This is a genomic window from Ramlibacter aquaticus (assembly GCF_015159745.1).
Classification (GTDB): Bacteria; Pseudomonadota; Gammaproteobacteria; order Burkholderiales; family Burkholderiaceae_C; genus Ramlibacter; species Ramlibacter aquaticus.
In genome coordinates, this window is sequence record NZ_JADDOJ010000041.1 from 20,997 (window position 1) to 35,919 (window position 14,923).

The 14,923-nt window shown below is 70.4% G+C and carries 12 protein-coding genes; 3 read left to right on the top strand and 9 right to left on the bottom strand.

The annotated features are described in order from the left end of the window. Nucleotides 1-58: 58 nt before the first annotated feature. Nucleotides 59-2,701 (bottom strand): [protein-PII] uridylyltransferase, encoded by a 2,643-nt coding sequence (locus IM725_RS11365; RefSeq protein WP_193780711.1) that lies wholly within the window; start codon nucleotides 2,699-2,701, stop codon nucleotides 59-61. 51 nt (nucleotides 2,702-2,752) lie between these two features. Further along, complete coding sequence (gene map, locus IM725_RS11370; RefSeq protein ID WP_193780712.1) at nucleotides 2,753-3,556, bottom strand: type I methionyl aminopeptidase; 804 nt, start codon at nucleotides 3,554-3,556, stop codon at nucleotides 2,753-2,755. Between the two features lie 104 nt (nucleotides 3,557-3,660). On the opposite strand from map, the gene purL reads away from it, so the two are divergent. After that, on the top strand, nucleotides 3,661-7,635 hold the full coding sequence (gene purL, locus IM725_RS11375) for a phosphoribosylformylglycinamidine synthase (protein WP_193780713.1): 3,975 nt from the start codon (nucleotides 3,661-3,663) through the stop codon (nucleotides 7,633-7,635). Between the two features lie 87 nt (nucleotides 7,636-7,722). Next, complete coding sequence (locus tag IM725_RS11380; RefSeq protein ID WP_193780714.1) at nucleotides 7,723-8,511, top strand: DUF2189 domain-containing protein; 789 nt, start codon at nucleotides 7,723-7,725, stop codon at nucleotides 8,509-8,511. Here IM725_RS11380 and IM725_RS11385 read toward each other — a convergent pair. Both IM725_RS11385 and IM725_RS11390 read right to left on the bottom strand, forming a co-directional pair. Further along, nucleotides 8,498-9,241: an SDR family NAD(P)-dependent oxidoreductase gene (locus IM725_RS11385; protein WP_193780715.1), complete on the bottom strand. Its 744-nt coding sequence runs from the start codon at nucleotides 9,239-9,241 to the stop codon at nucleotides 8,498-8,500. The two genes, IM725_RS11380 and IM725_RS11385, sit on opposite strands and share 14 nt — an antisense overlap. Further along, entirely contained in the window at nucleotides 9,238-10,566 is a 1,329-nt protein-coding gene (locus IM725_RS11390) for a family 1 glycosylhydrolase (protein WP_193780716.1), read from the bottom strand. The genes IM725_RS11385 and IM725_RS11390 overlap by 4 nt, the downstream gene beginning before the upstream one ends. A gap of 95 nt (nucleotides 10,567-10,661) precedes the next feature. Between IM725_RS11390 and IM725_RS11395 the strand changes: the two genes are divergently transcribed. Beyond that, nucleotides 10,662-11,396, top strand: a complete 735-nt coding sequence (locus IM725_RS11395; RefSeq protein ID WP_193780717.1) for a DUF1624 domain-containing protein — start codon at nucleotides 10,662-10,664, stop codon at nucleotides 11,394-11,396. Between the two features lie 110 nt (nucleotides 11,397-11,506). On the opposite strand, the gene IM725_RS11400 is transcribed toward IM725_RS11395, so the two are convergent. The 5 genes from IM725_RS11400 to IM725_RS11420 all read right to left on the bottom strand — a co-directional run. Beyond that, nucleotides 11,507-12,286, bottom strand: a complete 780-nt coding sequence (locus tag IM725_RS11400) for a peptidylprolyl isomerase (RefSeq protein WP_193780718.1) — start codon at nucleotides 12,284-12,286, stop codon at nucleotides 11,507-11,509. 34 nt (nucleotides 12,287-12,320) lie between these two features. Beyond that, nucleotides 12,321-12,587 (bottom strand): BolA family protein, encoded by a 267-nt coding sequence (locus IM725_RS11405; protein ID WP_193780719.1) that lies wholly within the window; start codon nucleotides 12,585-12,587, stop codon nucleotides 12,321-12,323. Between the two features lie 2 nt (nucleotides 12,588-12,589). Next, complete coding sequence (locus IM725_RS11410; RefSeq protein WP_193780720.1) at nucleotides 12,590-13,132, bottom strand: septation protein A; 543 nt, start codon at nucleotides 13,130-13,132, stop codon at nucleotides 12,590-12,592. Nucleotides 13,133-13,140: 8 nt separating this feature from the next. After that, entirely contained in the window at nucleotides 13,141-13,554 is a 414-nt protein-coding gene (gene msrB, locus IM725_RS11415) for a peptide-methionine (R)-S-oxide reductase MsrB (protein ID WP_193780721.1), read from the bottom strand. Then, a partial coding sequence (locus tag IM725_RS11420; protein ID WP_193780722.1) for a protein adenylyltransferase SelO occupies nucleotides 13,551-14,923 on the bottom strand: 1,373 nt, incomplete at its 5' end. The genes msrB and IM725_RS11420, both read right to left, overlap by 4 nt.

Here is a 14,923-nt window from a genome sequence, read left to right on the forward strand (position 1 = left end):
GGCCTGGCCCCCATCCTCGACGTCAAGGCCTGAAGCCGGGGGCTGACCCCGGCGGTGCTCAGGCCTCGGCCAGTGCCTCCAGCAGCTCGGTCTCGATCTCGATCTGCCGGCGGTTCTGCTGCAGCTCGGGGCCGTCCACCAGGAAGGTATCCTCCACGCGCTCGCCCAGGGTGGAGACCTTGGCCATCTGCAGGTTGATCTTGTGCCGCGCCAGCACGCGCGCGACGCTGTAGAGCAGGCCCACGCGGTCGCTGGCGGAGATGGAGAGCACCCAGCGCTGGGCTTTCTCGTCGGGCGTCAGGCTGACGCGGGGCGCGATGGGGAAGCTCTTCACGCGCCGCGACACGCGGCCGCGGCTGGGCGCCGGCAGCGGCCCGGCGGCGTCGATCACATGCGGCAGCTCGGCCTCCACCATGCTGATCAGCTCGCGGTGGTGCTCGGGCACCATGGCGCTGACGACCTGGAAGGTGTCCAGCGCATGGCCGTCAGCGGCGGTGTGGACCTTGGCGTCCAGGATGCTGAAGCCGGCCTGCTCGAAATAGCCGCAGATGCGGGCGAACAGGTCGGGCTGGTCGGGGGTGTAGACCAGCACCTGCAGGCCCTCGCCCACGGGCGAGAGCCGCGCCCGCACGATGGGCCGGGGGCCGCCGGCGTGCCGGGCCAGGTGGCGGGTGTGCCAGACGATGTCGCCCGGGTCGTGCCGCATGAAGTAGCGCACATCCAGCGTGTCCCAGAGCTTCTTGTGGCCCTCGAAGGGCAGGGCGTACAGGCCCAGCTGCACCAGCGCCTCGCGCTTGCGGGCCTCGATCTCGGCGTCCGGGTCGGGCGCCGAGCCGCCCAGCAGGCGGCTGGTGTAGCGGAACAGGTCCTCCAGCAGCTTGCCCTTCCAGGCGTTCCACACCTTGGGGCTGGTGCCCCGGATGTCCGCCACCGTGAGCAGGTACAGCGCCGTCAGGTAGCGCTCGTTGCCCACGCGCTCGGCGAAGGCCTGGATCACCGCCGGGTTGCTCAGGTCTTCCTTCTGCGCGATGCGGCTCATGGTCAGGTGCTCGCGCACCAGGAACTCGATGAGCGCCGCATCCTCCTTCGGAAAGCCGTGCAGGCGGCAGAAGCTGCGCACTTCGTGGCTGCCGAGCTCGGAGTGGTCGCCGCCCCGGCCCTTGGCGATGTCGTGGAACAGCGCCGCGATGTAGAGCACGTAGGGCCGGTCCCAGCCCGCCGCCAGCTGCGAGCAGAAGGGGTACTCGTGGGCGTGCTCGGCGATGAAGAAGCGGCGCACGTTGCGCAGCACCATCAGGATGTGCTGGTCCACGGTGTAGACGTGGAACAGGTCGTGCTGCATCTGGCCCACGATGCGGCGGAACACCCACAGGTAGCGGCCCAGCACCGAGGTCTGGTTCATCAGCCGCATCGCGTGCGTGATGCCTTCGGGCGCCGTGAGCATGGCGCGGAAGGTGGCCCGGTTCACCGGGTCGCGCCGGAACTTCGCGTCCATCACCTGGCGCGCGTTGTAGAGCGCCCGCAGCGTGCGCGCCGACAAGCCCTTCACGCCCACCGTGGTCTGGTACAGCAGGAAGGTCTCCAGGATGGCCTGCGGCTTCTGCAGGTACAGGTCGTCGCTCGCGACCTCCAGCATGCCGGCCTTGTTCAGGAAGCGCTCGTTGATGGGCTGCGGTTCCTGCCCGGAGGGGTTCAGGCGCTCCTCGATGTTCAGCAGCAGGATCTGGTTGAGCTGCGCCACCGCCTTGGCGGCCCAGTAGAAGCGCTTCATCAGCACCTCGCTGGCGCGGCTGACGATGCGCCCGTTGGGGGCCACTTCGTTGCTGTAGCCGAAGGACTCCGCCACCACCGTCTGCAGGTCGAAGACCAGGCGGTCTTCCCGGCGCCTGGCCAGCAGGTGCAGGCGGGCGCGGATCAGGCTCAGGAGGGCCTCGTTGCGCTTGATCTGGCGCGCCTCGAAGGCGGTCGCCAGGCCCTTGCGGGCCAGTTCGTCCCAGCTGCGGCCCAGGCCCGCGGCACGGGCCACCCACAGGATGACCTGCAGGTCGCGCAGGCCGCCGGGTGACTCCTTGCAGTTGGGCTCCAGGGAGTAGGGGGTGTTCTCGAACTTGGTGTGCCGCTGGCGCATCTCCAGCGTCTTGGCGACGAAGAAGGCGCGCGGGTCCAGGGCGGCGGCGAAGGCCTTCTGGAAGCGGGTGAACAGGCGCGGGTCGCCGGCCAGAAGGCGCGACTCCAGGAGCGAGGTCTGCACCGTCACGTCGGCCTGCGACTGGGCCACGCATTCGTCCACGGTGCGCACGCTGGAGCCGATCTCCAGGCCCACGTCCCAGCACTGGCCGATGAACTGCTCGATGCGCCCGCGCAGCCCCTCGTCGGACTCGCAGGAGGCGCCGTCGGGCATGAGCACCAGCACGTCCACGTCGGAGTGGGGGAACAGCTCGCCGCGGCCGTAGCCGCCCACCGCCACCAGGGCGAAACCCGCCGGCAGGCCGGCGGCGTCCCAGAGCTGGCGCAGCACCGCGTCGCATTCGCGGGCCAGCCGGGCCAGCAGGGTGTGGATGCCGCGGGTGGAACTGCCGGGGCCGCGCAACTGCTCCAGCAGCGCCGCCTTGCTGCGCTTGTAGGCCTCGCGGATCGCCTGCGGCGTCGCTGGCGTGGGCGGTGCCACCGCCAGCGCGGTGGACAGGGGGGCTTCAGCCATGGGCCAGGCCGGGCCGGGGCGCCGTCTCGCGGGTCATGACCGCCGCCTGCCTCATGCGTTCACGAAGGCGGGCGGCTTGGGGCAGTGCTCGGACAGCGTCAGCACCTCGTAGCCGGTCTCGGTGACCAGCACGGTGTGCTCCCACTGGGCCGACAGGGAGTGGTCCTTGGTGACGATGGTCCAGCCGTCGTTCCCGTGTTCCTTCACTTCCTTGCGACCGGCGTTGATCATGGGCTCGATGGTGAAGGTCATGCCGGGCTGCAGTTCCTCCAGCGTGCCGGGCTTGCCGTAGTGCAGCACCTGCGGCTCTTCGTGGAAGCGCCGGCCGATGCCGTGGCCGCAGAACTCCCGCACCACCGAGAAGCCCTGGCCCTCGGCGAACTTCTGGATCGCGTGCCCGATGTCGCCCAGTCGCACGCCGGGCTTGACCCGCATGATGCCCTGCCACATGGCGTCGAAGGTGATGGCGCACAGGCGCTTGGCGGCGATGGAGACCTCGCCGACCATGAACATGCGCGAGGTGTCGCCGTACCAGCCGTCCTTGATGACGGTGACGTCGACGTTGACGATGTCGCCCTTCTTCAGCGGCTTGTCGTTCGGGATGCCGTGGCAGACCACGTGGTTGACCGAGGTGCACAGCGAGGCGGGGTAGGGCGGGTAGCCGGGCGGCTGGTAGCCCAGGGTCGCGGACACCGAGCCCTGGGTGGCCATGCACTCGGCGGCCAGCCGGTCGATTTCGCGGGTGGTGATGCCGGGCTTGATGAACGGCGTGATGTAGTCCAGCACCTCGGCGGCCAGGCGGCCGGCGGTGCGCATGCCCTGGATGCCTTCGGCGTCCTTGTACGTGATGCTCATGGTCCGGGATTATCCCAGTATCCCTTTCGGGCCGCAGGTAAAATCCCGGGTTGACCCCGCGGGGCCCCAGTCAGCGGCGCCGCGCCCTTCACCAGGCTTCATCCGTGACCCTCCACATCACCGAGTTCGAGGGCGGCAGCGCCCTCAGCGACTTCCGCGTCCAGCAACTGCTCCCGCGCCTGCAGGCCGTGCACGACCGGGTCAGCGGCCTGTCGGCCCGTTTCGTCCACCTGGTCGCCACGGACCGGCCGCTGGCGCCCGCCGACCGCGACCGCCTGGCGGCCCTGTTGCGCTACGGCCCGGCCGCGCCGGCCGAGGCGGACGGCGCGCTGGTGGTGGTGACGCCCCGGCTGGGTACCGTCTCGCCCTGGGCGTCCAAGGCGACCGACATCGCGCGCAACTGCGGCATCGCGGTGCACCGGGTCGAGCGCATCACCGAGTTCCGGGTCGCGGTGCGGGGTGGCCTGCTGGGCAAGGGCAGCCTACCGGCCGACAGGCTGCCGGCGCTGGCCGGACTGCTGCACGACCGCATGACGGAGAACGCGCTCTTCAGCCGCGACCAGGCGCATGCGCTGTTCACGGAGCTGTCGCCCCAGCCCATGGAGACCGTGGACGTGCTGGGCGGCGGCCGCGCCGCGCTGGAGCAGGCTGACCGCCAGTTCGGCCTGGCCCTGGCCAGCGACGAGATCGACTACCTGCTGGAGGCCTTCCGCAAGCTGGGCCGCAACCCGACCGACGTCGAACTGATGATGTTCGCGCAGGCCAACAGCGAGCACTGCCGGCACAAGATCTTCAACGCCGGCTTCACCATCGACGGCCAGGCGCAGGCGCAGAGCATGTTCGCCATGATCCGCCACACGCACCAGCAGGCGCCGCAGCACACCGTGGTGGCCTACTCGGACAACGCCTCGGTGATCGAAGGCGGCACCGTCGAGCGCTTCGTGGCGCGCGGCGAGGGCGCCCCGGCGTACACCCGCGAAGAGGCCCTGCACCACGTGCTGATGAAGGTGGAGACGCACAACCACCCGACGGCCATCTCGCCCTTCCCGGGCGCCTCCACGGGCGCCGGCGGCGAGATCCGCGACGAGGGCGCCACGGGCCGCGGCTCCAAGCCCAAGGCGGGCCTCACCGGCTTCACCGTGTCCAAGCTCTGGGGCGGCTGGTCCGACCAGGCCGAGGGCAAGCCGGCGCACATCGCGAGCCCGCTGCAGATCATGGTCGAGGGCCCGCTGGGCGGCGCGGCCTTCAACAACGAATTCGGCCGGCCCAACCTGCTGGGCTATTTCCGCGAGTACGAGCAGCAGGCGGACATCGCCCGCGGCTACCACAAGCCCATCATGATCGCGGGCGGCCTGGGCACCATCGACGCCGGGCTGACGAAGAAGATCGAATTCCCCGCCGGCACGCTGCTGGTGCAGCTGGGCGGCCCCGGCATGCGCATCGGCATGGGCGGCGGCGCGGCCTCGTCCATGGCCACCGGCGCCAACGCCGCCGAGCTGGACTTCGACTCGGTGCAGCGCGGCAACCCCGAGATCGAGCGGCGTGCCCAGGAGGTCATCAACCACTGCTGGGCGCTGGGCCAGGACAACCCCATCCTCGCGATCCACGACGTGGGCGCGGGCGGCCTGTCCAATGCCTTCCCCGAGCTGGTGAACGACGCCGGCCGCGGCGCGCGCTTCGACCTGCGTGCGGTGCCGCTGGAGGAATCCGGCCTCGCGCCCAAGGAGATCTGGTGCAATGAGAGCCAGGAGCGCTACGTGCTGGCGATCGCGCCCGAATCGCTGCCGCGCCTGCAGGCCTTCTGCGAGCGCGAGCGCTGTCCCTTCGCCGTCGTCGGCGTGGCCACGGCCGAGCGCCAGCTGGTGCTGGCCGACGAGGGCGCGTCCGCACCGGTGGACATGCCCATGGAAGTGCTGCTGGGCAAGCCGCCGCGTATGCACCGTGACGTCACGCGCGTGGCGCGCAGCTTCGAGCCGGTCACGCTGGACGGCGTGACGCTGCAGGATGCCGTGCTGCGCGTGCTCAGCCACCCGACCGTGGCCTCCAAGCGCTTCCTGGTCACCATCGGCGACCGCACCGTGGGCGGCATGACGCACCGCGACCAGATGGTCGGCCCCTGGCAGGTGCCGGTGGCCGACTGCGCCGTGACCCTGGCCGACTACCGCGGCTTCGCGGGCGAGGCCATGAGCATGGGCGAGCGCACGCCGCTGGCCACGGTGGACGCGCCCGCGTCCGGCCGCATGGCGGTGGCCGAGGCCATCACCAACCTGCTGGCTGCGCCGGTGGAGCTCTCGCGCATCAAGCTGTCGGCCAACTGGATGGCGGCCTGCGGCGAGCCGGGCGAGGACGCCGCGCTCTACGACACCGTGCGGGCGGTGGGCCTGGAGCTCTGCCCCGCGCTGGGCATTTCCATCCCCGTGGGCAAGGACAGCCTGTCCATGCGCACCCAGTGGAAGGCCGAGGCGGGCGCGAAGAAGGTCGTCTCGCCGGTGAGCCTGATCGTCTCTGCCTTCGCCACGGTGGACGACGTGCGGGGCACGCTCACCCCGCAGCTGGACGCCGAGGTGGACAGCGCCCTGGTGCTGGTGGACCTGGGCAAGGGGCGCAAGCGCATGGCCGGCAGCGTGCTCGCGCAATCGCTGGGCCAGGTGGGCGACGACGTGCCCGACCTGGACGACCCGCAGGACCTGGTCAAGCTGGTGTCGGCGGTGAACGCGCTGCGCGCCCAGGGCCTGGTGCTGGCCTACCACGACCGCAGCGACGGCGGCCTGCTGGCGGCGGCGGCCGAGATGGCCTTCGCCGGCCAGGTCGGGGTGGCCCTGAACGTGGACCTGCTGGTCACCGAGGGCGACGGCATCAGCGACAGCCGCGCCGATTTCGGCGATGCCAAGAACTGGGCGACCCAGGTGGGTGCGCGCCGCGACGAACTGACCCTGCGGGCCCTGTTCAACGAAGAGCTGGGCGTGCTGCTGCAGGTCCGCGCCGACCAGCGCAACGCGGTGATGCAGGTGCTGCGCGAGCACGGCCTCTCGCGTCATTCGCATGTGGTCGGCCAGACCCGGCCCGCCGCCTCGACGATCGAGGTCGGCAAGGGCGAGCTGCAGGTCTGGCGCGACACCAAGGCCGTGTTCTCGGCCCGGCTGGCCGACCTGCACCAGGTCTGGGACAGCGTGAGCTGGAAGATCTGCCAGCAGCGCGACAACCCGGCCTGCGCGGACCAGGAACACACGGCCGCCGGCGGGACGGATGCCGGGCTGCACGTGCACCTTCCCGAAGGCGCCTGGACGCCGGCCGCGCCGGCCCTGCTCCAGGGTGCGCGGCCGCGCGTCGCGATCCTGCGCGAGCAGGGCGTGAACTCGCACGTGGAGATGGCCTACGCCTTCAGCGAGGCCGGCTTCGAGGCCTTCGACGTGCACATGACGGACCTGCAGGCCGGGCGGGCGAAGCTGGCCGATTTCCAGGGCTTCGTCGCCTGCGGCGGCTTCAGCTACGGCGACACCCTGGGCGCGGGCATCGGCTGGGCCCGCTCCATCCTGTTCAACCCGGTGCTCGCCGACCAGTTCAAGGGCTTCTTCGGCCGTGGCGACAGCTTCGCGCTGGGCGTGTGCAACGGCTGCCAGATGCTGGCCGAACTGGCCGACATCATCCCGGGTGCGCAGCACTGGCCGCGCTTCACCACCAACCGCAGCGAGCGCTACGAGGCGCGGCTGTCGCAGGTGGAAGTGCTGCAGTCGCCCAGCCTGTTCTTCCAGGACATGGCGGGCTGGCGCCTGCCGATCGCCGTGGCGCACGGCGAAGGCTTCGCCAACTTCGACGGCCGGGGCAACCCGTCCGAGGTGATCGCCGCGATGCGCTTCACCGACGGGTCCGGCCAGCCCACCGAGGCCTACCCGTTCAACCCGAACGGCAGCCCGGGCGGCCTGACGGCGGTGACCACGGCCGACGGCCGCTTCACGGCCATGATGCCGCACCCGGAGCGCGTCTTCCGCAACATCCAGATGAGCTGGACGCCCCTGGACAAGAGCCAGCCCAGCCCCTGGATGCAGATCTGGCGCAACGCCCGCCACTGGGTGGGCTGATCGCGGCCCGCAGGCCGCCGCGGCGCGGCGCGGCCTTGCGGGTTGTCACGGATGGGCTGGTGCTGCGGGCGGGCGTTCAATGCCCGCATGGCTGCCTCCGAACCCAGCGTCCCGGCCGCGGCGCCCGCGCCCAGGCTGCAGGCGGTCGGCTTCGGCGCCCCCTGGCGCTGGTTGGCCGCCGGCGCGCGCGACCTCCGTGCCGCGCCCGGCATCGGCCTCTTCTACGGCCTGTGCTTCTGGGGCATGGCGCTGCTGCTGGGCGCGGTCTTCCGGTCCCTGCCGGAGTACACCATGTCCTTCATCTCGGGCTGCTTCCTGCTCGGGCCCTTCCTGGCCATGGGCCTGTACGAGTCCAGCCGCAGGCGCGAGGCGGGCCTGCCGCAGAGCCTGTCCGATTCGCTGACCTGCTGGGACCAGCACCTGGGCAGCATGGGCATGCTGGTGATGGTGCTGGTGGTCATGGAACTGCTGTGGGGCCGCGCCTCCCTGGTGGTGTTCGCGGTCTTCTTCGACACCGGCATGCCCTCGACCACCCACGTGATGGCGGCCATCTTCAACCCGCGCAACTGGGAGTTCGTGGCCGTCTACACCTTGGTGGGCGGCCTGTTCGCCGCACTGGTGTTCTCCACCTGCGTGGTCTCGATTCCCATGATCCTGGACCGCGACACCGACGCCATCACCGCCGGCCTGGCGAGCCTGCAGGCGGTGAGCGAACGCAGCGTCCCCATGCTGCTGTGGGGCGCGCTGATCCTGGCGCTGGTGCTGGGCTCGCTGGCGCTGCCCCTGGCCTGCGGGCTGCTGGTGGTGGGCCCGTGGCTGGGGCATGCCAGCTGGCATGCCTACCGCGGCTGCTACGGCACGGCTACAGGGCGCTGAGCCGGCCGCCGTCCACCACCAGCGCCGCGCCCTGCACGAAGGCCGCCTCCGGCGAGGCCAGCCAGGCGATGGCGGCGCCCACCTGCTCCGGGCGGCCCAGCTCCGCCGCGCTGATGTGCTCCACGCCGGCCTTCACCTCCGGGTTGTCGTGCAGCATGCGCGTGTCCACGGCCCCCGGCAGCACGGCGTTGGTGCGTATGCCGCGCTCGCGCCCCTCGATGGCGGCCGAGCGGGTGAGCGAGAGCAGGGCGGCCTTGGCCGCGGCGTAGGGCGCCACGCAGGGCGTGGTGCGCTCCGCGTGCACGCTGGCGACGTTGACGATCGCCGAGCCGGGCGGCATGTGGCGCAGGCCTTCGCGCACGAAGTAGAAGGCGCCCAGCAGGTCCACGCCCAGGATGCGCAGCCAGTCGGCGCCGCTGAGGTCGGTGAGCGGCTTGAAGCCCATCAGGCCGGCGTTGTTCACGATGACGTCCAGCCGGCCCGCGTCGCCCAGCAGGGCGGCGACCGTCGAGGTGACCTGGTCTTCGGCCGACACGTCGCAGCCCAAGGCCCAGGCCCGCGGCGCGCCGGCCTGCAGCACCTGCTGGCGTGGCGCCTGCAGCGCGTCGGGGTGCAGGTCGAGCAGCGCCACGCTGGCGCCGCCGCGCGCCAGGCACAGGGCGGTGGCCAGCCCGATGCCGCCGGCCGCCCCCGTGACCAGCGCGACCCGGCCGTCGAAGGGCCGGCTCATGCGGCCGACTCCGCGTTGGCGGGCGCGTCCGTGCCGCCGCGGCCCTGCTGCGCGCGGCCGGCGAAGCGGACCTCGCGCCGGTGGCGCCGGGCGCGCGCCTCGTCGTGCTCGCTGGGCAGGACGATGGGCACCTGCAGGCACACGCTCTGGGTCGGCAGCACCTCGCGCCAGTCGGCGATCAGCCGCTTGTAGGCTTCGCCCACGGGCCGGATGCGGCGGTCCAGGTCGTACAGGCCGAGCGGATTCACCTGGCCCCGGTTCAGTCGCAGCGCGCTGTCCCAGTCGACCTGGTCGGTCAGCGAGTACCAGGTGAAGCCGACCACCGGCACGCCATCGTTGCGCACGCGCAGCACGTTGGCCCACTCCTTCCAGAGCCACTGCACCGCCTCGCCGTGGCCCCGGTCGATGAGGTTGGTTTCGGTGTGCATCACCGGCAGGCAGTAGCGCTCGTAGTACTGCCGGGCGATCACCGAGTAGCCGAAGATCTCGCCCGAGGCCGAGGTGCTGCCGTCGGCGCAGACCCGGTGCTCGTTGGTCTCGTAATAGTCGCTGCCCATGATGCAGTGGTGCTTGAGCGTGTGGTCCAGGAAGAAGTGGTATTCGTCCCGGGTCATGCCGTTGTCCATCAGGTACTCGTACATCTCCGAGTCCACCCGGCGGCCGTAGTTGAAGTCCAGCGACAGGAAGCGCTTGGCGTTCATCAGCTCGGCCGGCGCGATCGCGGCCGGATTCTCGGCATGGAAGTACTCGGAGGACTCGCTCTGGATGAAGATCGCGTCCGGCCGCTCGCGGATGATCTCCTGCATGGCCAGCACGTTGGCCCGCACGATGTGCTTGAGCGCGGTGATGAAGGCGCGGTCGCTGCGCAGCTGCTCGTTCCACCAGCCGTACAGCGCGGAAAAGCGCGCGCAGATGTACATCTCGTTGATGGGCGTGTACAGCTGGACCCAGGGGTAGCGCCGCGCGAAGGCGCCGGCGTAGGCCGCGAACAGGGCCGGGAAATCGGGGTTCTGGAAGTTGCCGAGCCAGTCGGGCACGCCGAAGTGGCACAGGTCCACGATGGGGACGAGGTCCCGGGCCTGGAGTTCGCCGAAGGCCTGGTCGGCGAACTCCCAGTCGAAGCGGGCCGGCCCCAGGAAGGTGCGGTGCAGGGGCGGGCCGTAGCGCAGGAAGCGTATGCCCATGTCCTGCACCAGCGCGAAGTCGGTCTTCCAGTGCCTGTAGTGGCCGCACTTCTCCATCTCGTCCACGCGCACGCGCCCGCCCTCCAGGGTGGGGCTGCTGTTCTCGATGCCGGTGGCGAAGATGAAGCGGGTGTCGGGCATGGGCTGCAGACCCGCGGCCGGGCTGCGTCCATCCATTCTGGGACGTCGCTGCCGCCGGGGCTGTAGGACGTCGCGCCCGGCCCTACACTCGCCGCATGCCGTCCCAGCGCTACGATGCGATCGACACCCTGCGCGGCGCCGCCATCGTCTGGATGACGGCGTTCCATTTCTCGTTCGACCTCAACCATTTCGGCTGGCTGCGCGCCAATTTCTACAGCGACCCGGTCTGGACCACCCAGCGCACGGTCATCGTCAGCCTGTTCCTGTTCTGCGCCGGGCTGGGCCAGGCGGTGGCGCTGGACCAGGCCCAGGGCTGGCCGCGCTTCTGGCGCCGCTGGGCCCAGGTGGCGGGCTGCGCCCTGCTGGTCACCGCCGGCTCGGCCTTCATGTTCCCGCGCAGCTTCATCTACTTCGGCGTGCTGCACGGCATCGCGCTGATGCTGATCATCACGCGGGTGACGGCCGGGGCGGGCCGCTGGCTGTGGCTGGCCGGGGCCGCCGCCCTCGCGCTGTGGGCCTGCGGCCCGCTGCTGATCGCCCACTGGCCCGCGCTGGACGTGCTGAACGACCGCAGCCTGAACTGGCTGGGCCTCATCAGCCGCAAGCCCATCACGGAAGACTATGTGCCGCTGCTCCCCTGGCTGGCGGTGATGGGGTGGGGCATGGCGGCCGGGCAGTGGCTGCTGGCGAACCACCGCGCCGTGCTCGCGCGTCGGCTTCCGCGCTGGACCGCGCCGCTCGCCTGGCTGGGACGCTGGAGCCTCAGCTGGTACATGCTGCACCAGCCGGTGATGATCGGCGTGATGGAGGCGGTGCACGCGCTGCGCTGAGGCTGGGGCCGCGCGGCGGGCTGCCACGGCGCCCCCCGCATGCACACCCGCCACGGCCATGAAAAAAGGGCTCCGTGGGGCCCTTTTCTGGTGCGGCAGCGGCGGGGTGCTTACTCGACCTTCGCCTTCGCGCGCATCTCTTCCTGGAACTTCGCCAGCTTCTGCTGCTGAAGCTGCTGGGCGATCTGGGGCTTCACGTCCTCCAGCTTGGGGAACTGGGAATCGCGCACGTCGTCCAGGCGGATCACGTGCCAGCCGAACTGGCTCTTCACCGGCGTCTGGGTGACCTCACCCTTCTTCAGGGCCACCATGGCCTTGGAGAACTCGGGCACGTAGCTGTTGGCGTTGGCCCAGTCCAGGTCGCCGCCGTTCTGGCCCGAACCCGGGTCCTTGGACTGCTTTTTGGCGATGTCCTCGAACTTCGCGCCCTTCTTGAGCTGGGCGATGATGGCCTTGGCCTCGTCTTCCTTCTCGACCAGGATGTGGTGGGCGTGGTATTCCTTGCCCGCGTTGGCGGCGGCGGCCTTGTCGTACTCGGCCTTGATCTCGGCGTCGGTGACCGGGTTGGCCTTCTGCCAGTCGTTGAACAGCTCGCGGATCAGGATGGTCTGGCGGGCCAGGTCCATCTGGGCCTTGAAGTCGTCGGTGGCGTCCAGGCCCTTCTTCTGCGCTTCCTGCATGAAGATCTCGCGGGCGATGACTTCCTGCTTGAGCTGGTCCTGCATCTCGGGCGTGACCGGACGGCCGGCCTTGGCCAGCTGCGCTGCGAGCGCGTCGACGCGGGCCTTGGGCACGGGCTTGCCATTGACGATGGCCACGTTCTGGGCGAAGGCCGGGAAGGCCGTGGCAAAGGCGGCTGCCGCCACGGCGGACAGGATGAAATGCTTCATTCGCAGGAGTCCCTTCAGGGGAAAGCAGGATGTTTCAGGGCGTTTCGATCGCGAGGGCGTGCAGCCCTGCCGTGACGAAATCGCGCAGCGCATCATACACAAGGCGATGCCTTGCGACTCGGGGCAATCCCTCGAAGCGCGGTGATGAAATTCGCACCCGGAAATGGGTCCCGGAGCCGGTGCCGTCGGCGCCCGCATGGCCCGCGTGGGCCGCACTTTCGTCGATCACTTCCAGCAGGGTGGGCGCGAGCGTGGCTTCGAGCCGGGCCTGCAGGGCCTGGGCGGTGATGCCGGTGCCCATGCTCAGGGCTCGCCCGCGTCGCCGGTCTTCATGTGCCGGCCCAGCCAGGCGGCCTGGCCCAGGATGAAGACGAACATCAGCCCCAGGCCACCGAACAGCTTGAAGTTGACCCAGGCGTCGGTGCTGAAGTGGAAAGCCACCCACAGGTTCAAGACGCCCATCACGGCGAAGAAACCCACCCAGCTCCAGGTGGCGGACCGCCAGGCGCCGTCGGGCATCTGCAGCTGCGCCCCCATCAGGCTCTTGAGGAAGGTGCGTCCCGTGAGCTGGCCGAAGGCCAGGGCGCCGCCCATCAGCCAGTAGAGCACCGTGGGCTTCCACTTGATGAAGGATTCGTCGTGCGAAAGGATGGTGGCGCCCCCGAAGACGACGATGATGCCCAGGCTCAGCCACTGCATGGGCTCGACCTTGCCGGTCTTCCAGCGCAGCCAGGCGATCTGGCCCACCGTCGCGGCGATGGCCAGGCCGGTGGCGACGTAGATGCCCGCCAGCTTGAACGCGGCGAAGAAAACGATGATGGGGAAGAAATCCAGCAGCAGCTTCATCGGGCCGATTATTCCTTTTCCGGCTGGAACTCCAGCGAGGCCGAGTTCATGCAGTAGCGCAGGCCGGTGTCCGTGGGCCCGTCGGGGAAGACGTGGCCCAGGTGGGCGCCGCACTGCGCGCACACGGTCTCCACCCGCACCATGCCGTGGCTCATGTCGCGCTTTTCCTCGATGGCGCCGGGCACGGCGCGGTCGAAGCTGGGCCAGCCGCAGCCGGCGTCGAACTTGGTGTCCGAGTCGAACAGCTTGGCGCCGCAGCAGATGCAGTGGTAGCTGCCGTCCGCCCACACCGCCTCGTACTTGCCGCTGAAGGGGCGCTCGGTCGCGGCGCGGCGGGTGATGTCGAAGGCGCCGGGCTCGGCGTTCTTGGCCGCCAGCAGGGCCTTCCACTCATCGGCGGTCTTCTGGATCTTGTAGGTCATGAGGAGCAGCTGATCTCGATCTGTTGCGCCCAGTCGGGCGGGAAGCCGGCCAGTTCGTCGTGGCCGGGGTGTTCGTCGAAGGGCGCGTGCAGGATGTCCAGCAGCACCTGGATGCGCGTGAAGTCGCCTGCGCGGGCCTCGCGGATGGCCAGTTCGCCCACGTGATTGCGCAGCACGAACTTGGGGTTGGTGCGCAGCATCCGCGCACCGGCCTCGGCCCGGTCGGCCGGCAGCCGTCCCGCGAAATCACGCCACCAGGCGTCGAAGCCCGCGCGGTCCAGGAACAGGTCGCGCACCGGGTCCACCGGACCGCCGGCCACGTGGGCGGAGAGCCGGCGCCAGAAGATGGTGTGGTCCACGTGGTCCTGGGCGAGTTGCTGGAACAGGCCCTCCATCAGCGCGACGTCGCCCTCGGCTTCGCCTTCCAGCCCCAGCTTGGCGCGCAGCCGGGCCTGCAGCGCCTGCGGGAACGCATTCTTGTAGGTCTCCAGGGCGGCCAGGGCGATCTCTTCCTCGCCGATCAGCGTCATCAGCGCCTGGGCCAGGCAGAAGAGGTTCCAGTAGGCCACGTCCGGCTGGCGGGCGAAGGCGTAGCGCCCCTGGGTGTCGCTGTGGTTGCAGATGTGGCGCGGGTCGAACGCGTCCATGAACTGGAAAGGCCCGTAGTCGATGGTCAGGCCCAGGATGCTCATGTTGTCGGTGTTCATCACGCCGTGGCAGAAGCCCACCGCCTGCCACTGGGCGACCAGGGCCGCCGTGCGTTCGCTGACCTGCGCCAGCAGCCGCGCGTACGGATTGCCGCCCAGGGTGTCGCCCTCCCGGCAGCCGGGGTAGAAGCGGTCGATCACGAAGTCGGCCAGGGTGCGCAGCTCGGCCTCCTGCCCGCGCGAGGCGAAGTGCTCGAAATGGCCGAAGCGGATGAAGCTGGGCGCGACGCGCGTCACCACCGCGGCCGATTCAACCTCCTCGCGAATCACAGGCGCGGGCGAGCCCGTGAGCATGAGCGCGCGGGTGGTCGGGATGCCCAGGCCGTGCATGGCCTCGGAGCCCAGGAACTCGCGGATGCTGGAGCGCAGCACGGCACGCCCGTCGCCCATGCGCGAGTAGGGCGTGCGGCCGCTGCCCTTGAGCTGGAACTCCTGCGGGCCGGCGGCCGTGTCGGCTTCACCCAGCAGGATCGCGCGCCCGTCGCCCAGCTGGCCGGCCCACACACCGAACTGGTGCCCGCTGTAGACGCTGGCCAGCGGCCGGGCGCCTTCGGGCACGGCATTGCCGGTCAGCGCCTGCACCCCGGCGGGGCCGGCCAGCGTGGCGGGGTCCAGGCCCAGCTCGGCCGCCAGGCGGGGGTTCAGGGCCACCAGGTGGGGCG